The following is an 18,791-nucleotide window of genomic DNA, read 5'->3' as shown; positions in this document are numbered from 1 at the left end:
CCAAGAAATCTATCACTGCCTTTTGGTCATATTGTGAAATTCTCCAGCCTTCGCTCTTAGATGACTGCTGATAACGAATGTCGGCAACGGCCAGACCGTGTCCCCGCAACCACGCTTAAGTGTCTTGACGTGCCCCCCTTTTTGTATCCACTCAAAAGGAGAGTTCCCGTTTTTTATGTCTTGGGGTTGATGTGATGACAAGTGTCTCGGGGCATGCCCCGCCATATCCAGCGGTCCAACGCGAGGAAGTCGGTGGTCCGCTCGCTTGTCGAGCATGTCTTTGCTGATCAGAAATCACAGATGGGATTGTTCATCTGAACTGTCGGTATCACCCGGGCCACGATGAGGATCGGCCTGGCCAATATCGTCTACAACATGCGCCGTTTTCTCTTCCTGGAACAGATCAGTAGCGCTGCGTAGCAATCTTGCGGGTGGCAGCCCCTGATCTGTTCAAAACGCAGATCGAAAGCGACCCCAGGAACCGTCAATCAGCACGCCAAAAGCTTATAATCAGAGCCAAGGCACATCAACCAACGGTTCTTCGAACCCTCCAACTGATACGATCCAACGCGGGTTTTCCATGCCTTCGCGTGGCCCGTCCGGGCCGCGTTGCGTCGATGCCGTGAATCTTGCGGTTCAGTCCCTGTGGGTGGCAACGAAGAGTGCACCGTCGGCATCGATCCAGCCGCGAAACATACCTTCGGTATTGAACTCCGCGCAGATCGTGCCCTCTTGGTCGATCGCGATAATACCGCCACCGATACCATGGGGCGTGAAGGATTCCGCCAGGATCGTGCGGGCTGCTTCGGTAAGGGTCTGGTTCCCGTAGCATATGCGCGCCGCGATATCATGTGCCACGACATGGCGGATGAACTGTTCACCCTGTCCGGTGCAGGAGACCGCGCAGATCCCGTTTCGCGCGTAGGTGCCGGCACCTATGACCGCACTGTCGCCCACCCGGCCGACCGCCTTGTTGGTAAAACCGCCTGTGGACGTGGCGGCCGCGAGGTTACCGGCGCAGTCCAGAGCTACTGCGCCGACGGTGCCGTGCTTCTCGCTTTCGCTGGCGAAAGTGCCCAAACGGTCGTGCGCGCGCATGGCGGCCAGGGCTTCGGCGCGGCGTGGCGTAGTGAAGTAGGATTGGGGCATGGTCTCCAACCCCTGGGTAACGGCGTATGCGTCTGCGGCGGGGCCAGCGAGCATCATGGGGATAGTCTGTCCCATGAGCTTTCGGGCCAGGCGCACCGGATTGCGGACCGCCTGGGCGCCCGCGACGGCGCCCGCCTGCGCGGTCGCGCCGTCCATGATTGAAGCATCGAGTTCATGCTGCCCGTTGGCATTCAGCGCGGCACCATGCCCGGCATTGAAATGCGGGGAATCTTCCAGAACCGTTACGCAGGCCTCGACCGCCTCGACGGCGGAGCCGCCTTCGGACAGGACCGTGTATCCAGCTTCGAGCGCTTTACGGATGTCTGCGCACGCGTCTTCCCATTCCGCCTCGGATAGAAGGGCGCGGGACATGACGCCGCAACCGCCATGCAGGGCAATGACGGTGCGGGTTGGTACGGTGGTCATGCTGTCGTTCCGTGAGACTGGGTCGCGCACCAGGCCGCCACCTGCCGGTGCGTGGCGAACCAGACATCACCCTTCTGTCGGGCGGCTTCAAGAAGGGAGGCAATGACGCCGATGCGACTGCGGTGCCCGCTGATGTGCGGGTGCAGCGTCAGCAGGAAGAGACCGCCTTCCTCATAAGCGCCTTGGAATTCGGCCATAAAGATATCCAGCACGTCACGCGGCGCCGTATAAGGACGCAGGGCCGAGAAGCGGTCAAAATTGAAATAGACCGCGTCGTCCCTGATCCATTCAGGCGGCAGTTCGACGATGCCGGTGGCTTCTCCGTCCTGCACCAGTTCGTACGGGTCGTCGTCGGCCATCAGGCTGCTGTCGTACAGCAGGCCCATCTGCCGGATGATGGACAGGGTGTTGACCGAAAAATCCCAGCTTGCCGTTCGGATGCCGACGACCGGCCTGCGACTGATATCCTGCAGGACATCGCGTGCGCGCGATGTCAGGTCCATTTCGGTTTCGGCATCCAGATGGGTATTTCGTTCGTGAATCCATGAATGGATGCCGATCTCGTGCCCGTCGGCGACGATGCCTCGTACCTCATCGGGATAGATGAGGGCAGAAACAGCCGGGTAAAAAAAAGTTGTCGGTACCGCATGATGTTGCAGCAACGCGCGAATACGCGGCACGCCGCGACGATTGCCGTAATGGCCCTGGCTGATCCGCATCGGGCTTTCGTCGCCATCGCGCAGCGGAATCGTGTCGTGGTCGGCATCGAAGGAAATGGCGAAGGCGCAGCGCGCGCCGCCCGGCCAGAAGGCAGGATGGAGCGAGCGCCCTGCTCTGGCGCGCCCGACCGCGGCGCGCCAGCGCCTTTCAGGCCATTGCCAGGGGGGGAGAGGCATGTCGGGCGTCGTCATGGCAGGATTTCCGTAGGCGTTTTATCGGTGGAAGACGGCCGCGGAATGGCGTGGCGCCAATGGGCGTCCATCTTGCGGGCAAAAGGGATGAACAGCGCGGAGGCAAGTGCGACAATGGCCGAAAGTGCCGCGAGATTTCCAAACAGGTGGGTATAGCCTGCGGTTGAAGCCGTGCCGGAGCCCGCCATTCCATAGGTGGCGACGAGGCTGCCGAGATAGCTTGCAAGACCACCGAACACCGAGAAGCAGCCCATCAGGCGTCCGACGCCGTCGGGCGGTGCATAGCGGGCGATGACGGCGAGGCCGAGGGCCGCGATCAGCAATTCGCCCAGCGAGAATAGCGCATATCCCGCGACCATCCACCAGGGGGAAATGGGACCGGCCGCGCCGGCCAGTGCGGCCGCACGCCACAGGACGAAGGACGCCGTCAGCAGCACGAAGCCGAACAGGAAGCGGATTGGAACGGAAATCGGCCGGCCTTTCCGTTCTGCGTGATAATACAGGGCAGCGAGACAAGGAGCGAAGATTACGATCCAGAGATTGTTCAGCGATTGAAACTGGCCTGGCTGCACGGCCCAGTCCACGCCCGCGAGGCGGATGGTGCCCGCCAAATGATCGCGTGCGAAGCCGGTCAGGGAGGTTGCGATCTGCTGGTTGAACAGGAAGAACAGGATGGCTTCGGCCTGAAGGGCGAAGGACAGCTTAAGGCCGGCGCGCCAGATCGGTGCCGCGCGCCTATACAGCACAATCCAGATCAGCACGATCGCGGCGGCGGCGATCCAGATACAGATTTTAGCGAGAGCCGGATAGTGCAGCAATGTGAAGGCGACGCCGATACCGGCACCGAGCAGCAGCCACAGGCGGCGATCTCCACCGCCGGCTGGCGGGGGGGCGGTGGCCGGAAGTGTCAGCGAGACGGCAAAGCCGATCCACAGCACGGCGGCAGAAACGCCGAAGCTGGCCTGCCAGCCGATGTGAACGGCGAGAAAGGGGATGGCAAGGGCCGCAATCGTCGCACCGACATTGATGGACATGTAATAGATGGTGAACACGATATCGAGCCGGTCGTCGCCGTCACTGAAAGCATGACGCAGCAGGCTGGTGATATTGGGCTTGAAAATGCCGCCGCCGCAGACCAGGACGGCCAGCACGAGGGAGACGCCGGCCGCCCCGCCCATGCCGCTGGCCAGACCGGTGTATCCGGTGGCCAGAAGCGCGAGCGCCACAGCGACCGTGCGCCGGGCACCGAGCATCCTGTCGCCCAGCCAGCCGCCCAGGACGGGCACGCCGAACATGAGGGCGCTGAACGCACCCCACAGCATGATGGCACCCTGTTCCGACAGACCCATGGTCCTGACGAAATACAGGACCGAGACGCTTTGCAGACCGTAGAAGCCGAACCGTTCGCATAATTCGAGCGTCGCGATCCGCAGGAAGGTGCGCCGGCGGGATTCCATCATGTCAAAACTTGGCGCTGACTGAGCCGAAGAACTGGCGAGGCGAGCCTGCCAACAAGGACTGGCGGTCGCCAACAAGGGGGAAGCCCTGTTCACCCACCGTCGAGATGTAAGGCGTGTTCAGCAGGTTGTAGACATCAAACGAGACCGAAAGGTCGCGGAAGATGCTTTGCTGGCCGAAGCTGTAGCGCGCGCCGATATTGGTCATCCAGAAACCTGGCACGCCAGTGTCGTTGGTGTAGCTGAGATAGCGCCGTGAAATGTAGTTTGCATCGAAATGCGCCGTGAGCCCCTGGTAGCTGTAGATCAGGCTCGTTTTGTACATGAACTGGGGATAGGCAGGAACCTTCTTGCCCTGAAGATGATAGAGCACGCCCGCCGAGGTGATGTTGTTGTCGTAGGTCGAGTGGTTGTAGCTGATGCTGTTGTCGATCGTGAGGTGGCGGATCGGGCGGATCACCACGTCGGCGTCCACACCGTTCATGGTCACGCCGCCCAGATTGCCGACGGTCGATGTCGGGTTGACCAGCGAGCCGGAAGCCATGAGGCCAAGACGGTTGGTGAAGTTGGAGCGGTAGGCATCGACCGAGGCCGAGACGACCTTACCGTAATAATGATAGCCAACGACGTAGGTCCAGTTCCGCTCCGGACGCAGTGTCCGGCGCGCGACGTCGAATGCTGCCTGGTTCTTCACACCCCATAGCGAGGGCACGCTGCCGGACTGGTACCCTTCATAGGTGAAGGCGCGCATGTTCTCGGCCACGTCGAAATAGAGTTCGTGATCATGAAGGAAATGCCAATCGATATTAATGTGCGGCAGGAACGCGGCTGACGAGGTGACGCTGCCATTGGGCAGTTGCTCGACATGGGTATAGGAGACGTCATTTTCGTTCGCGCCGCCTGCCGTGGTGACGACCAGAGACTTGAAACCGCCCGTGATCGCAAGGCCGGGCAGGATGTGGTATGTATCGGTCAGATGGTATTGAACCGTATTGGTGTTGAAGCCCATGCCCCAGACTTGGGCAAAAGGGCCGCCATAGGTGTTGAACGGGCCGATGGCGCCGATCGGAGCGCCCTGGCCGAGCACGGGTTCTGAATAATAATATTTACCTATGCTGTAGTCATTGTTTTCGAACCACACTCCCGTGCGCAGCACATTGTTTTTGTACGTGTGTGTCATCTCGGTTGTGAAGCCAAGACGCCGGACCTGTTCAGGGATGGCCATGAACGACAGCGGGGCACCGGTCGGCGAGGCGACGAACGGGTTGGCCCAGGTCGAATATTCCTGACTGCCATGGCCATAAAACAGGGTCTTCCATCGGATGTGGTGACCCATGTCGAAATCCAGTGTCAGGCCGCCCAGATAGTCACGTTCGGCTTGTCCGCCGTTGTAATAAGCGGCATCTGCGGGATCGGATAGCGACGCAAACGACGCGGGGTAAACCCCCTGCGCAGCCAGGTAGGCGGCGCGATAGTCCGGCGCATAATTGTCCAGACGCTGGCCCACCTTGTGCAGAAGTTCGAGAGACAAGTCCTGGTATTCGTACTGGGCAAGATCGCTCCAGTTGAAAAACGCCTTGATACTGCTGTTGGTGCCGATCGGCTGGACGATCTTGGCATTGACCTGCTGGGTGAACTGGTCGCCGTAACCCTTCCATTTGTCGGCATCGACCCGCATGTAGGACACATAGGCCTTTGTACCGAAAGGCGTGAACGTGCCGGTATCGCCTTTTACATATGTGCGAAAGCTGTTGTAACTGCCGAACATCTGCGAGATAACGCCGCCAGCCTTGTCCGCCGGATCGGCGGAATAGAATTCCATCGCGCCGCCGAGTTCGCTGGTCGAGGGAAGCGTGACATCCCCGCCCCCCTGGCTGAGATTCATACGGGCAATGTTGTCCTGCGTGATCGCCGAATTGATGTCGAGGCCGTTATATTTGTTATACGACTGATCGCCCAGCGGAATGCCGTCGAGGGTGGCGCCGAGCTGGCTCTGGTTGAAGCCGCGCACATAAAACGATTTGGAATAGATATCGAGGCCAAGAGGATCATTCGACACAAAGTTCGCGCCGGTCAGGCTGCCGAGGATCTTGAGCGGACTGGTGCCGGCAACGAATTTTTCCATATCCTTGCGGGATACATCGGTGATGGCGCTGTGGGCGGCCCGCAAGGCGGCGGTGACCAGGACGTTCTCGTTTACTGCCGCAGGCCCGGCATGCGGAGGCACCGGTTTTGCATGCGGCTTTTGACGGGTATGGACGTCTGGTGTTGCTGCAGCCAGGGCGGTCGAGGACAGCAGCATGAACGCTGCGGCGCCGAAGGGGCTCATCTTTCTTGTGAACATATGCTTACCTGCGCTTCCGTTACGTCATGTCAGTCGTCGGGTCCGTTGGCAGGTCATTCAAATACCGGAACGAACCGATATCGGATTAAGCACACAATATGTTACTCCACAATGACACAAGATAAACGATTTGACGAAATTTAGCATTCTTGTGTGTGACAAGTTTTCGCCCTAGGATGATCTGGCAGATCGGGCCCGCCGGCCCGCCGGCATGCCGTCATGGCGGTCCGGCCTCGGGTCATAAGGAGGAGGATCGGGTCATTCGACAGGACAGCACCAACCTGGATGCCGTGAACCAGGATAAGGTCGAACGTCTGAGCGTGACCATTTTCCGAATCGACAGGACGTTGGATTTGCCCATTGGAACGCAGCTCAAAGGGCAGATCGAATATGGCATCGGACTGGGCGTAATCAGGCCAGGCCAGCGGTTGCCCCCGGTGCGTGAGGTGGCCGAATGGCTTGGAATCTCCCCCGTCACGGTGGGGCAGGTTTATGCCGAGCTCAAGCGTGGCGGCGTGTTGCGCGGGCGGACAGGGGCTGGAACCTTCGTTGCCGACCTGATGGCCGGATGGCCGGCACGAGGGGTGCGCAGTTCAGAAATTCAGGTCGCCATCGATGGGCTGGTGACCCGGGCGCGCGCGCTAGGACTGAGCACGAGCGAGGTTCTGGGGCTGGTCAGTGCGCGGATGGAAGGCGGGGGTCTGGCGGGGCCGCCACCAACTGTGATGGTGGTGGGCAATTTCATGCAGACCACGTTGGCTTACTGCCGACAGATGGATCGGTTGAGCGAGGGGAAGGTGCGGTTTCTGGCGACGACCATCACCCATTTGCAGACTACTCCGTCAGAGCGTCACCGTGTCGATTTGTGCCATATGGCTATTACATTTGCGCACCGTCGAGCGGAAGTCGCCCGTATGCTTCCCGGGCTGGGTGTGGCAGTCATCACCTTCATTCCGTCGATGGAGACACGGATGAAACTGGCACAGATCGACCCGGGAAGCCTCGTTGTTCTCGTCGTCATCAATCCGGAATTCGCAGGTTCGATGAAGGCGGGTGTGGAGCAGTTCGCGCCGCATATCACGAAGCCCGCAGTCGTTCTGATCGGCACGCCGGAATGCGAAGAGCGGATGAAGAACGCCGATGTGATTGTTTATGCGACGGGCGCAGACGATCTCGGGCTGAAATTCCCTGCTGAAGCGGTTCACTTTGAATATCAGCACACTCCCAATCCCCATGACGTCGACCGCCTGGTCGCGGAACTGACGGCGCGGCAGCCGTAAGACGGCAGGTTTATAGGAAGCATTATGAATTTACGCGAGATGAACTGGATGCAGGTCGAGGCCTATCTGGAAGCCGATGATCGCATCGTTGTTCCACTAGGTTCGACCGAACAGCATGCCTATCTAAGCCTTTTCACGGATGCAATTCTCGCGGAGCGTGTGGCGCTTGACGCCTGCGCGCCGCTGGGGGTGCCAGTCTGTCCTGTCGTGCCGTACGGCATGACCCCGCGTTTCCTCGCTTATCCCGGCACGATTTCCCTGCGCAGGGAAACCTATCTTGCTGTGCTTGAGGATCTGGTCAGCAGCCTGCATGGCCAGGGGTTTCGGCGCTTCGTATTCGTGAACGGGCATGGAGGCAATACCCCGATCTGCTCGTCACTCTCGTCATGGTTTGATGAACATATTGATTGTGAATATGCATTTCATGATTGGTGGCGCGCACCGGAAACATGGCGCACCGTCATCAAGACTGATCCCGTGGCAATGCATGCGTCTTGGATGGAGAATTTTCCGTGGACACGTCTTGCTGGCATTCTTCAGCCTGAAAATCAAAAGCCAGCTATCAGGCTGGAGCAATTGCAAGGCGCAACTCCGGAGATGGTAAGGTCCTATCTTGGCGACGGTAATTTTGGCGGCTGCTATGAACGCACAGACGCCGAAATGCACGCCATATGGGCCATTGCGGTCGAGGAGACGCGGCAAATCGTCGCGGCGATCTGAGGTGCTGTCACGTTAACTTTGGCATTTTGAGTTACCCGCTGGCTTGACGTTTTCAGGCGGGGAGCGCGGTGGCGTTATTCCATTGGGCAAATGCCCTGACCCGCTGGATATGCCTGGAGAGGGCGTTGTCGATGGAGCGGGGCGCGGCCAAGAGGTTACGGACGGCGGAGAAGACGGAGACGAAACGCTGGCAGCCTCCCGGAGACCGGAATTTTTGCATGACGCGTTCGCGCTTTCGCAGCGGCAGGTGTGAATTTTCCGCCCTGTTGTTCAGCCCCTTGTGAGAGCGGTGCTCCACGCCCGGCATGGCCTGGCGTCTGGCCGTCCCGTATGATTTCAACCTGTCGGTGATCATCCTTTGGGGACGAGCGCCCTGTTTCTTCAACAATCGGGTCAGGAGGCGTCTCGCGGCCTTCGTGTTGCGCCGCGCCTGCAGGATTTCATCGAGAACGTAACCGTCCTGATCGACGGCCCGCCGCAGCCAGTGCGGACTGCCGCCGATCACAATCCGGGCTTCGTCGAGATGCCAGATGTCTCCGCGTTTCGCCGACTTTCGGTGCAGCCTGCGCGCATACGCCGCGCCGAATTTCAGGCTCCACCGGCGGATCGTCTCATACGAAACGACAATCCCGCGTTCGAGCAGCATCTCCTCGATCAGCCGAGAGCTCAGCGGGAACCGGAAATACAGCCACACCGCGCGCCCGATGATCTCACGCGGAAAACGATGTCGCTTGTAGCTCACAGAGCCGACGGTCATGCCGCAAAACTATCACGCCCCACTTAACGTGACAGCACCCGTCGATCAACTTGAAACTCAACGGAAGCCGGAAATACGGCCACACAGCGTGTGCGATCAGTTCGCACGGAAAGCGGTGACGTTTGTAGCGGACAGTAGGAGCACTCGTGCAGGAGAACATACAACCGCGCAGTTAACGTGAAAGCACTCCCAAACCACCACAGGCGGAATGGAATCACGGACAAGCCATACAAACCATGAGAGAATCAAGCATTCCAGCGGTCCGTCGTAGCGGCAGGATTCTCGCGAACCTGTCGAGGAGCAGTGCCCCTAAATCACCCCCACAAGGTAAGGCCTCGATTTCCCTCCTGCGCCGACCATGGGACGTCCATGAAAGCTAAACTTTATCCTCTTCTGATAACCTCAGGCTAACCCTACACAAGCATCATGAATTGGCCATGACACGCGCCGACGCCTATACCTGCCCCTAGGCACCTACATCCTCTCCGGCAAGGAACAGGCACATGACTCTATCTGGGTTTCGTTTCATGCAATCTGGAGCGGCATGGTTCTTGATGATCGGCTTGGCGCTCCAGCTTGCGGCATCGGCGCATGCCAGAACGCTTGCGGAGTCCATATCGAAGATCACCGCCGGACAACCCGGATATTTCTCCGTTTATGCAGCGCGAAGCGGACAATCGCCCTCGGCCTGCCTGAACTGCGACGAGCCGATCAATGCCGCCAGCACGATCAAGCTTTTCGTGCTGGATGCCGCGTATGTCGCGTTTCATGAAGGCGCATTGAAGCCGGACGAGACGATCATCGTCCATAATCGCTTTCATTCCCTGGTCGGGACAGGTAACTTCGCGCTGGAACAGAAGGAGGATTCCTATGATCCTCTTTATGCTCAGGCAGGCAAGCCGGTCAGTGTCGCCGAGCTACTGAGGGTCATGATCCAGTACAGCAGCAATCTTGCAACCAACCTAATGATCGAGCGGCTGGGCGTCATGCCGATCCGTGCCGTTGTTAGCCAGCAGGGGCTGGACGGCATCACCTTTGGCCGCATGATCGAGGATTTCGATGCGGATCGACAGGGTATCCGCAACCGCGTGAGTGCGCGGGGACTGGGCAATTTCCTGCAGAAGCTGGACCACGGCGAAATCGTCGGGGCGCCTGAAAGCCACGCCATGATCGACATCATGTTAGGCCAGAAATTCAATGACATCATTCCGCCCGGCTTGCCCACACACACGCCGGTCGCGCACAAGACCGGCTGGGTCAATGGCGTGCGCAATGACGCTGCCATCGTGTTCCTGCCAAGCGGCAGGCATTTCATCCTGGTTGAACTCAGCCGCGATTTGCCGAACGAATCCGAAGGGATCAAGGTGATGAATCGGATATCTGAAGTGGTCTTCGCCGCATTCCACCACCCCCCTTCCGGCGAATAGCCAGGAGTTCAGCGCGTGGCCAGCCTGCGGGCGCGATCCCACAAGCTGGCCGCAACTGCGCTTTTTCCTCCTTCCGCTGCACGGTAGAGGCGGATATCCAGATCCAGGATCCATCTTGGATCTGTCGATGCTTGGACCAAAGCGCCGGATGCGAGTTCTGCGGCGACCAGGCTCCTGGGCAGCCAGCACACACCTCCGCCTGACATGCAGATTGCCTTCAATCCGTGGGCGATCGAGTTTTCATGAACCGTGGTTCGCCGGAAGGAGGGCGACAAGTCGAAAAGGCGTCTCAGGGCAAGGCCAAAGAACGATTCACCGCCATAGCTCGCGTAAGGAAGCGTCAGCTCTCCCGCTATTGCCGACGCCAGAACCGAGCGTCCATCGTGGCGGATGTCATCCACGACCAGCTCCGGCGCAACGACAGGGATCGCCTGATCCGATGCGACCGTCAGGAACTCAAACTGCCCGTCTTCCAAGCGTAGGCTAACATGACGGTGAGCGTAGGTCAGAAACACATCGACCTCCCCATCGACCAGCGCCGCCAGATTCGCCTCGATCCCCCCACGATCAGGCAGGATCGCAGACCGGATTGCGGGTGATGTGCCCCCACCGAGTGGACCGTTTGGTTTGTTAGTGGATTAAGCCCATCGCCGCCATATCCGGACGGAGGTGGAGCGAAGCGGAACCGGAGGCCGGATATGGCGGCGTCGCCGTTTCTGGCGCCGGCGGTCGATATCCCAGGCTGCTATGCGGGCGAACGGTGTTGTAATGCCGCCGCCATGCTTCGATCATCACCCTGGCCTCTGCGAGGCTGTAGAAGATCTCGCCGTTGAGCAGTTCGTCGCGAAGCGACCCGTTGAAGCTTTCGTTATAGCCATTCTCCCATGGTGATCCCGGCGTGATATAGAGCGTCTTCACACCGATCTGCCCCAGCCATTTCTGGACAGCGGTCGCGATAAATTCGCTGCCATTATCAGACCGTATATGTGCGGGCGGACCGCGCGCGATGAACAAGTCGGCCAAGGCCGCCAGAACATCCTCATGCTTGAGCTGCCGTGCAACGATGAGCGCCAGGCATTCCCTGCTGGCCTCGTCGATGATCGTGAGGATGCGGAACTTGCGACCGTCATCCGCCCCGCGCGGCGCCTTGCGCTGTGTCGATCGATGCTGACCCAACACCCGGCATATCCGTCGCTCGGACACCGGAAGCTCTCGTCGCAAATGATCGATGCAGCGCCGCCGCCGCGCAGGGCTCAGAAGTTTCCCTTGGCAGCCTCCTGCAAAATCAGCTTGTCCAGCGTCAGGTCCGAGATCGCCCGGCGAAGACGCTGGTTCTCTTTCTCTAAATCTTTCATCCGCCGCGCCTGGTCGGTCTTCAGGCCGCCATATTCCTTGCGCCAGCGATAATAGGTCTGCTCGCTGACCGCGATCCGACGGCAGGCTTCGGCCGTGCTCGCTCCCTGCGCCAGCACAATCTCAACTTCACGCAGCTTGCCTATAATCTCTTCCGGCTTGTGCTTCTTGCTCGGCATTCATCGTCCCTTTCGTGGTCCAGACTATCATAGTCTCTGGGCCACTCAGCGGGGGGCAGATCACTCGAGGGCGATGCCTGTCTGTCCGCTCTTGGGAGAGAACAATCAATAGCGGATAGACCCAACCATATTATCCCGGCGATGATACGAGAGTCTTTACAGTGATGTCTTTTTCACTCTTTCAGTAAAGCTCGCGCGTGCATCCACCAAATAACTTCGTCAAACCAGTGATCACTCCTGCCGCCCCTTACCTTGAAGCCGAAGCCGTGGCCGCCCTGTTCGTAGATATGGAGCTCAGCCGAAGAGCCCGCCCTTCGCCAGGCTGTATAGAGTAGCGTGCTGTCGTTGGGTAAATACGGATCATCCGCTGTGGCTGCGATGAAAGCGGGAGACGCATCTGTCGGCACGGGAGTGCGCAATCCGCCATAAAATAAACCGACGAAAGCTGGTCGAGTGGCTTTGTCCCCGATCGCGAGATCGGCTGCCAAAAAAGCGCCAGACGAGAAACCAATGAATCCAATTCTCCTCGGGTTAATGCCCCACTCCACTGCATGCTGGCGCGTTAGTGAGATAGCACGCTTGCCGTCTTCCACGGCATGGGGCTCGCCTGCAAAGGTTGGCACCTCAGCGGGTATGCCACTCTTTGCGCGCGCCATGATCGTCTCCATCTCCTTCATATGAACAGACGGCATATGCATCGCGTCATCAGGACTTCGTATCGTTCGATATTTCAGCACCAGAGCGGTGATACCATATTCGGTCAACTTACGCGCCACAGCGGTTCCCTCGGCTTCATAACTGAGGCCGACGAAGCCACCACCGGGCGCGATGATGACTGCGGTGCCGTTTGAGTGATCAGCACGAGGTCTTAACAACTCAAGCGTCGGATTACTGACGTTGAAGATCATCGTTTCATCCGTGTTACCTATCTTGGCCTGCGTCTCCGGAACACCGAGCGACGGCAAAGCGCGATCGGGGTAAAGTGATATTGTTGTGCCTGGGCTCGGAGCCGGGGACGCGGCGCAGATAAACAGGCTGACGAAGACGAAGAAAATCGCCGCGTCAGGACACTTTATTGCTTGCTTCATGATCAGAGCCTAACCTTCAGCGTCGCATAAGCCGACAGCGGCTGAATGGGAGCAACGACAGGATTTCCCATGTAGGAATAGGGATCCCAAGCTTTCCTGTTTCCAAGATTCACAATGGAAATACCAAGAGTATACCGATCGAATGTGTAGTCCACTTGAGCATCGACTACGGCATAGCCGGGGACGGAAATGGTATTGGGTAGTGTCAATGCCCGCGAAGTGTAGGCTGTCACGCCAGCGCCGAACGACAGGCCTTTTGCCCAGCCATGTAATATCCGATAGCGCGCAGCGACACGCCCGCTGCTTTTAGGGACACGGGCGATCTGGTCTCCTGGAGACACGCCTTCGTCCCTTGTGTCCGTATAGGCGTAATTGGCGAGCAAAGAGAAAGCCGGGCTAGGTTCCCAGACCATATCGGCCTCCACACCCTGCGCGCGCTGACGGCCGCTCTGCACGTAATAGCCCACATTGTTCACATCGGAGACGGCAACATTATCGTGTGTCTGGCGGAACAGCCCGACCGTGCCCGAAAGGCCGGTTTCAGGAAGTGCAAACTTCATACCCACCTCGACGTTGTGAGACGTTTCGGGTTTCGGCGCTTCCAGCCCTACAAATCCAAAGGCTGCCCTGAATGCCGTCGCATAGCCCGCATAAAGCGCAACACCTTGCGCAATATCAAACGTAGCGCCTATTCGCGGCGAAACGTGATAATACGTCGAATTATTCGCTACACCGTAATCGCTTGTCTCCCGGAATTTGAGAGCGGTGAAACGTAGGCCTCCGGTTACATGGAGACGGCCGTAAGTCGCCTGATCCTGCGCATAGACGGCGTAGGTCTGATAATGGTCGTTGGTATACGAATTAACAGGAAGCTGTGGCGTGTAGCTGAGGGCATAGACCGGATTGGCGAGGTCGATCGTGCCGGACGGCGTATCACTGACGCCAAAACCCATGGCACTGTAAAAGTTTGTCCAGTCATAATTAATCCCACCGAGAAGCTGATGGGTTCCACCCAGAAAACGCAGTTTGGCAGACAGGTTGGCATCAAAAGTTGCCTCCTTGGTGCGGTTATGCATCAGGATCGGCGACACCTCATAAACAGTTGGTGCAGAGGCTTCTGTCGGAAATAGATCCGGATCGACGAAGCTACCATATTCATGCACGGTATTGTCGTAGTAGCGTCCGGTAACGGTTAGCTTTACACGATCATTAAAAGCATGATGCAGGGCAATCGAGCCCATACGGTTCTCATTGTTTGTCTCAGGCTGGTTAATCGGTGAGCCGGGAAACGCGTGGCGGTCAAGTTTACCGGCAAGGGCTTCGTCAGCCGGGAGACCAGAATATTCGAGGTTTCGTCGGTCATTGAACTGAGCGCGCACGATCAGATCGGTGTCGTCATCGATCTGATACAACAGGCTGGGTTGCACCGACCATTGCTTGCCATGAACCTCGTTAATCCAGCTTTCATAGCTCTGGTATTCACCGGCCAGACGGATGGATACCCTTGGTGAGAGCTTCAGGTTCACATTGCCAGATGGGTTCAGGGTATCGTAACTCCCTCCACGCATCGCCACGTATCCGCCCGTTTTGTCACCCGGCCGCTCTGATTCAATGTTGATGATCCCGCCAAGCGGCGTGCCAAGCCCGCCGCCGTAAAGTGTAGCACTCGGTCCTTTGAAAACTTCGATGCGCTCGACCCCCACTAATGCGTTGGGGGCGAAGGCCTGCTGGTTGCCCGCAAAAATAGGCAAGCCATCGAGATAGACCTCTGCGGGAAATCCCCGCACGATCGGGGGAACAAACAGGATCGCGTCCGTTCGTGTCGGCGTAATGCCAGAAACATTGACCAGAGCGGCGCTCAATGAGTGGCTGTCCTGCTCCTGAATGAGTGTGCGTGTGATCACCTGGACCGACTGGGGAACCTGAATGACCGGCGTATCGGTGCGTGTTGCTGCTGAGGACGTCGGTGCCGTGTAACTGAGGTGCTTGCCTCTCACGATGAGAGTCTCTCCAGACCAGTTCGACATCTGGACGTCTGTTGGCTCATCGGCGCGCTTTTTGGATGCTGCCGCCTTTTTTGATGTGACGTTTGATGGCTCGGACGCGAGGGCGATAGGTCCACAACTGAGCGCGGCAAGAGCACAGCCGCAGGCGAGCGCCCGTGCGCAGGACGCACGGAAAGTGATAAGATATTTCATGAAAGAGATCCGGATCTGAGGCAGAAGGCAGCCCGAGAAAACAGATGTGTGTCGTCTATTCGAAGACGCTCAGTCCTGTTATCGGGCAGTGACGATGACTCAGGCGGTCATGGGTGGCCCCGTCGGCGGCGGCAACCGGATCCCGTGCCCATAAGGTGGTGCTTGTGCAGGGGGCAGAATGTATCGCGTGCAAACAACGCGAACCGCCACCACCATGACGATGAGTGAGGTTGTCAGCACGATGCCGGGCAAGTGTAGCAGAGGACACAGAAAGCACGCGCCATCGTCATGATGCGAATGCTGATGATCGGGCGCCGTGTGGTGCCGATCCATCGCCATGCTCATGCCGGGCATGGTCATGTGCATATCGTGGTGGACGGCTTTCGGTCCGATCTGGAACCCGGTCAGGCGTTCCAGTGTGGTCCGCGGCATTTCATCCAGATGCGCCAAGCTTTGTAAGGCAAGCTGCCCGAACAGTCCCAGTAACGTCACCAGCACCACAAGCGTTTTCAGCGCGCGAGGCAAGCGACGGTTAGGCAACGAAGCACAGCAAGGAACAGCGGGCATGAGGCGAGTTATCTGGCGATACTCGTCGGGCCCAACCATCGTCGAGCACCCGGCGCCTGTCGCAGAACTATCCTGTCGAGTAGCAATACCACCGCCAGAGACAGGCCGAACAACGGGAACAGTAAGGCAAGGGCGGCTATTGAAATTACCAATGCCATGGAAAATGCCGGTCGTGTGCGGACTGGCGGTGCATCAAGCCTGTACGCCAGACGTTGTCGCCACCACATGACGGCGGCGTTTAGGGTCTTGTCCGTCTGAGGGTGCGCATGGGCGCAGCCCCCAGCTAACACAAGCAGGGGCAGGCCGCCGCGCGAGGCGCGTCGGCTTGGAATGAAAGACATGGTCGTTAATCCGTGACGAGGTCGGACGATCGCCCCTTCGGGGGCGCGAGATGGCCGGCTTACAGTGTCACGAAAAGATCGGCGGTCCGGTGGACGGGGGGTGCACCCTGTCCATACGATAGCCGAGGAAAGATACTTTTTCGGTCAGATAAGGGCTGTAGCAGACGCGCAGGAAAGCCAGCAGAACCGCCAGTCCGAATGCCAGGACCACGATCGGCAAATGGAGTAGTGGACAAAGTGGACAGTAGCCATCGTGATGGTGATGCGGTCTGGATGTTCCGCCCATATCGGACATGTCGGCCATCTTCATGGCCGGCATGTCGCTATCCATCATAACAACATCGGTTACATCAGCGTCAGCCGGACCGATCTGCAGACCAGTCAAGCGCTCAAATGTCGCACGCGGCATTTCATCTGGTAGCGCGCGGCTCTGCAATGTGAGTTGGCCCATGAGCTCGATCAGCGCACACACGACGAGCACCAGATACGCCTTGCGTATCCAGCTCCTCGATCGATCGCGTACACCTGAACCTGACAACCTCACAAAAAACGACGCCTTCCCGAATGCGCCGATCAGTTTGCTCTGACGGCTGGAAGAGCTTTGATGACACGTTTTACATATTACGTCCAAATGTCCCACGAGTGGAGAGACGCGGCAAACTGACAGTCGATCGGGAAAATATGTCCGCTATCAGTGCAGCCTCCACTGCGATCGAACGGCCGGTATGAGGGCGAAGCAGCCTGTCCGCTTCATATTCCATGAGTGGATAGGCAATCCAGTGGGGAGAAGCGGACAGACAGGTTTTGCGCGAAACAGCGCAATAGCTGAGATCTTGTTCGAGTGTTTCGTGCTCGCGCTGGACATCACTGGCTTCTTCAGCAGCCCGCTGAATACAAAATCAGCCTCCTATTTCCGATTAAGTGTTTAAATATACTTATGGTCGATATGACCTTTTATGAGGGTAATCTGTCCTTTGAGACGTGGTGACTAAAATCTACAATGAGCCACGATCTTCATCACCGAGGTACTTAATTGCAAGAAATTGAAGATCCTGCCGGTAGAAAGCCAATTATGAACCGCCCTTAGATAACCATCGCAATGAAAAATCGAATCATCATGATCGTAAAAGCATTTTCGATGATCGGGATTTGCCTCCCGTTGGTCGCAGCAAGCATAGCCAAGAGCGCAGCCGCAGACGTCATACAAATCGATGTGGCGGCCATTCAGGCGCTTGAGAATCGGCTTATCAAAGCCAACCATGAAAAAGACGTTGCAACCGTCATGCGGCTTTACGAACCAGGCACGAATGTAGTGATTTTCGATGTCGTTCCTCCTCGCCAATATCTCAGTAGAGTAGCCTGGGAGAAAAATGTCGCAGGCTATTTTGCATCCTTCGATGGGCCAGCCAGCCTCGAAATTGCAAATCTGAATATCACAGTGAGTGGAGATCTGGCTTACGGTTACATGATCCAGCATTTTTCCGGCAAACAGAAAGGTGGCGGCAATGTGGATCTATCCGCGCGGGTCACAGACGTATATCGCAAAATCGCTGGTCGTTGGTTTATCGTGCATGAGCATGTCTCGGTGCCGGTGAATATTGAAACCGGGATGGCCGATCTGCACTCCAAGCCATGAACCTAGCACTACTTTGGCATTTTCTGTGGTGAGGGTGGGCTGAGCGTCCTGCCGCAGTGAGGACACTGCCGGCATGGTGGTCGGAGGATGCGATCAAGTATGGCCTGACGGATCGCTGGCAGGCTGGGCTGAGGCGGTGGACCCGTTATGGTTTTTTTTTCGCCCTGCTGCCTTGAGGCGACAGGATTGGAGAAAGGCGTAGGCCACCATGCCCAGCAGAGCATGCCGATGCAGCCCGATCCACGATCGCCCCTCGAAGTGATCGAGGCCGAGTTCCTCCTTCAGTTGCTGATGGGCCTGCTCGCAGACCCATCGTGCCTTGATCGCTCGGGCGAGGTCCTTGAGCGGCGTATCGGCCGGTAGATTGGACAGATAATATTTCCGCTCGCCGGTGCTTCGCCGCTCCCCGATCAGCCAGGCTTCTTCGCCCGGCATGTGCTGTGCCCCAAGCCTGCCGATACGCTGGGGCGGTCCGTCCGCAATGCGGATCTGCACCGCGGCGAACCGGGCGGCCAGGCCGGCCTTGGTGCCCCGTCGCCAGCTAATTCTCCGCCATGTGGCGGTCTCCAGCGCCGCCTCGGCCTTGACCGAGGGCTGATCGGGCACATGGCGGACGCGTGGCCGACCGCGCGCACTCTCGGGGAAGATCAGTTGGACATCGTGCGGGTAGACTTTCTGGTGACGCGGAATGCCGACGGCCCAATACAGACCCCGCGCGCTCAAAGCCTGGCGGAACGATGCCGACAGGCCATAGCCGGCATCGTCCAGCACGCAGCCGAACCGTATACCTGCCGCTCTCAGCCGGTCGATTTCCGCGATCGCAATCTCGGGCTTGCTCCTGGCAGTCTGATATTCTTCGGGTATGCGCGCCCGGGTCATACGCGTCGGGTCAGCGATCCAGCTGTCCGGCAGGAACAGCCGCAGGCCTACCATGACCGGTACCTCGTGCGCCGCCAGG

General features: G+C 58.4%; 14 protein-coding genes and 3 pseudogenes. 5 read left to right on the top strand and 12 right to left on the bottom strand.

What is annotated here, in order from left to right; translation table 11 throughout:
- Positions 1-213: 213 nt before the first annotated feature.
- A pseudogene (locus G442_RS26270) lies at positions 214-420 on the top strand (IS5/IS1182 family transposase); the annotation flags it as partial.
- A 216-nt stretch (positions 421-636) separates the two neighbouring features.
- Here G442_RS26270 and G442_RS0116810 read toward each other — a convergent pair.
- From G442_RS0116810 to G442_RS0116795, 4 genes are read right to left on the bottom strand one after another with little or no spacing between them, the layout of a single operon-like run.
- The gene (locus G442_RS0116810; RefSeq protein ID WP_026398915.1) at positions 637-1,575 is read right to left on the bottom strand and encodes an isoaspartyl peptidase/L-asparaginase family protein; all 939 of its coding nucleotides are present in this window, start codon (positions 1,573-1,575) and stop codon (positions 637-639) included.
- Positions 1,572-2,486: a polysaccharide deacetylase family protein gene (locus tag G442_RS0116805; RefSeq protein ID WP_026398914.1), complete on the bottom strand. Its 915-nt coding sequence runs from the start codon at positions 2,484-2,486 to the stop codon at positions 1,572-1,574. Before G442_RS0116805 ends, G442_RS0116810 begins: the two co-directional genes overlap by 4 nt.
- Complete coding sequence (locus G442_RS23010) at positions 2,483-3,946, bottom strand: peptide MFS transporter (protein WP_051292473.1); 1,464 nt, start codon at positions 3,944-3,946, stop codon at positions 2,483-2,485. The genes G442_RS0116805 and G442_RS23010 overlap by 4 nt, the downstream gene beginning before the upstream one ends.
- A 1-nt stretch (position 3,947) precedes the next feature.
- The gene (locus G442_RS0116795; protein WP_026398913.1) at positions 3,948-6,287 is read right to left on the bottom strand and encodes a TonB-dependent receptor domain-containing protein; all 2,340 of its coding nucleotides are present in this window, start codon (positions 6,285-6,287) and stop codon (positions 3,948-3,950) included.
- A gap of 176 nt (positions 6,288-6,463) precedes the next feature.
- Here G442_RS0116795 and G442_RS0116790 point away from each other — a divergent pair, with 176 nt between their 5' ends.
- Positions 6,464-7,567 carry a GntR family transcriptional regulator gene (locus tag G442_RS0116790; RefSeq protein ID WP_026398912.1) on the top strand — a complete coding sequence of 368 codons (1,104 nt, stop codon included), beginning with the start codon at positions 6,464-6,466 and terminating at the stop codon, positions 7,565-7,567.
- 24 nt (positions 7,568-7,591) lie between these two features.
- Positions 7,592-8,287, top strand: coding sequence for a creatininase family protein (locus G442_RS0116785; protein WP_026398911.1), 696 nt, complete (start codon positions 7,592-7,594; stop codon positions 8,285-8,287).
- Between the two features lie 52 nt (positions 8,288-8,339).
- Here the strand turns inward: G442_RS0116785 and G442_RS0116780 are convergent, their stop codons facing one another.
- The gene (locus tag G442_RS0116780) at positions 8,340-9,044 is read right to left on the bottom strand and encodes an IS6 family transposase (RefSeq protein ID WP_026398910.1); all 705 of its coding nucleotides are present in this window, start codon (positions 9,042-9,044) and stop codon (positions 8,340-8,342) included.
- A gap of 527 nt (positions 9,045-9,571) precedes the next feature.
- On the opposite strand from G442_RS0116780, the gene G442_RS23005 reads away from it, so the two are divergent.
- Positions 9,572-10,471, top strand: coding sequence for a serine hydrolase (locus G442_RS23005; RefSeq protein WP_246789508.1), 900 nt, complete (start codon positions 9,572-9,574; stop codon positions 10,469-10,471).
- 8 nt (positions 10,472-10,479) lie between these two features.
- Here the strand turns inward: G442_RS23005 and G442_RS23000 are convergent, their stop codons facing one another.
- The 6 genes and pseudogenes from G442_RS23000 to G442_RS22980 form a co-directional block, all read right to left on the bottom strand.
- Complete coding sequence (locus G442_RS23000; protein ID WP_264801185.1) at positions 10,480-11,007, bottom strand: substrate-binding domain-containing protein; 528 nt, start codon at positions 11,005-11,007, stop codon at positions 10,480-10,482.
- Positions 11,008-11,101: 94 nt separating this feature from the next.
- Positions 11,102-12,003 (bottom strand): annotated as a pseudogene (locus G442_RS0116765) (IS3 family transposase).
- A 173-nt stretch (positions 12,004-12,176) separates the two neighbouring features.
- Positions 12,177-13,091, bottom strand: coding sequence for an alpha/beta hydrolase (locus G442_RS22995; protein ID WP_084440673.1), 915 nt, complete (start codon positions 13,089-13,091; stop codon positions 12,177-12,179).
- A 2-nt stretch (positions 13,092-13,093) separates the two neighbouring features.
- The gene (locus G442_RS22990; RefSeq protein WP_084440672.1) at positions 13,094-15,289 is read right to left on the bottom strand and encodes a TonB-dependent siderophore receptor; all 2,196 of its coding nucleotides are present in this window, start codon (positions 15,287-15,289) and stop codon (positions 13,094-13,096) included.
- Positions 15,290-15,388: 99 nt separating this feature from the next.
- Positions 15,389-15,856, bottom strand: coding sequence for a DUF2946 domain-containing protein (locus G442_RS22985; protein WP_246789507.1), 468 nt, complete (start codon positions 15,854-15,856; stop codon positions 15,389-15,391).
- A gap of 408 nt (positions 15,857-16,264) precedes the next feature.
- A complete protein-coding gene (locus G442_RS22980) occupies positions 16,265-16,678 on the bottom strand; it encodes a DUF2946 family protein (protein WP_051292467.1) in 414 nt (137 codons plus the stop codon).
- Positions 16,679-17,296: 618 nt separating this feature from the next.
- Between G442_RS22980 and G442_RS0116735 the strand changes: the two genes are divergently transcribed.
- Entirely contained in the window at positions 17,297-17,833 is a 537-nt protein-coding gene (locus G442_RS0116735; RefSeq protein WP_051292466.1) for a YybH family protein, read from the top strand.
- 114 nt (positions 17,834-17,947) lie between these two features.
- Here the strand turns inward: G442_RS0116735 and G442_RS22975 are convergent.
- A pseudogene (locus tag G442_RS22975) lies at positions 17,948-18,791 on the bottom strand (IS701 family transposase); the annotation flags it as partial.

The sequence above is a fragment of the Acetobacter nitrogenifigens DSM 23921 = NBRC 105050 genome (assembly GCF_000429165.1).
Lineage (GTDB): Bacteria > Pseudomonadota > Alphaproteobacteria > Acetobacterales > Acetobacteraceae > Acetobacter > Acetobacter nitrogenifigens.
The sequence above is the reverse complement of the archived record's forward strand: the minus strand, read 5'-3'. Positions and strand labels throughout refer to the sequence as shown.

Coding starts and splice junctions, on each gene's coding strand:
- G442_RS0116780 (WP_026398910.1), bottom strand. CDS start 9,044: ATGACCGTCGGCTCTGTGAGCTACAAGCGACATCGTTTTCCGCGTGAG.
- G442_RS0116805 (WP_026398914.1), bottom strand. CDS start 2,486: ATGACGACGCCCGACATGCCTCTCCCCCCCTGGCAATGGCCTGAAAGG.
- G442_RS0116785 (WP_026398911.1), top strand. CDS start 7,592: ATGAATTTACGCGAGATGAACTGGATGCAGGTCGAGGCCTATCTGGAA.
- G442_RS23005 (WP_246789508.1), top strand. CDS start 9,572: ATGCAATCTGGAGCGGCATGGTTCTTGATGATCGGCTTGGCGCTCCAG.
- G442_RS22990 (WP_084440672.1), bottom strand. CDS start 15,289: ATGAAATATCTTATCACTTTCCGTGCGTCCTGCGCACGGGCGCTCGCC.
- G442_RS22995 (WP_084440673.1), bottom strand. CDS start 13,091: ATGAAGCAAGCAATAAAGTGTCCTGACGCGGCGATTTTCTTCGTCTTC.
- G442_RS23010 (WP_051292473.1), bottom strand. CDS start 3,946: ATGATGGAATCCCGCCGGCGCACCTTCCTGCGGATCGCGACGCTCGAA.
- G442_RS0116795 (WP_026398913.1), bottom strand. CDS start 6,287: ATGTTCACAAGAAAGATGAGCCCCTTCGGCGCCGCAGCGTTCATGCTG.
- G442_RS0116810 (WP_026398915.1), bottom strand. CDS start 1,575: ATGACCACCGTACCAACCCGCACCGTCATTGCCCTGCATGGCGGTTGC.
- G442_RS22985 (WP_246789507.1), bottom strand. CDS start 15,856: ATGCCCGCTGTTCCTTGCTGTGCTTCGTTGCCTAACCGTCGCTTGCCT.
- G442_RS0116790 (WP_026398912.1), top strand. CDS start 6,464: ATGATCTGGCAGATCGGGCCCGCCGGCCCGCCGGCATGCCGTCATGGC.
- G442_RS0116735 (WP_051292466.1), top strand. CDS start 17,297: ATGAAAAATCGAATCATCATGATCGTAAAAGCATTTTCGATGATCGGG.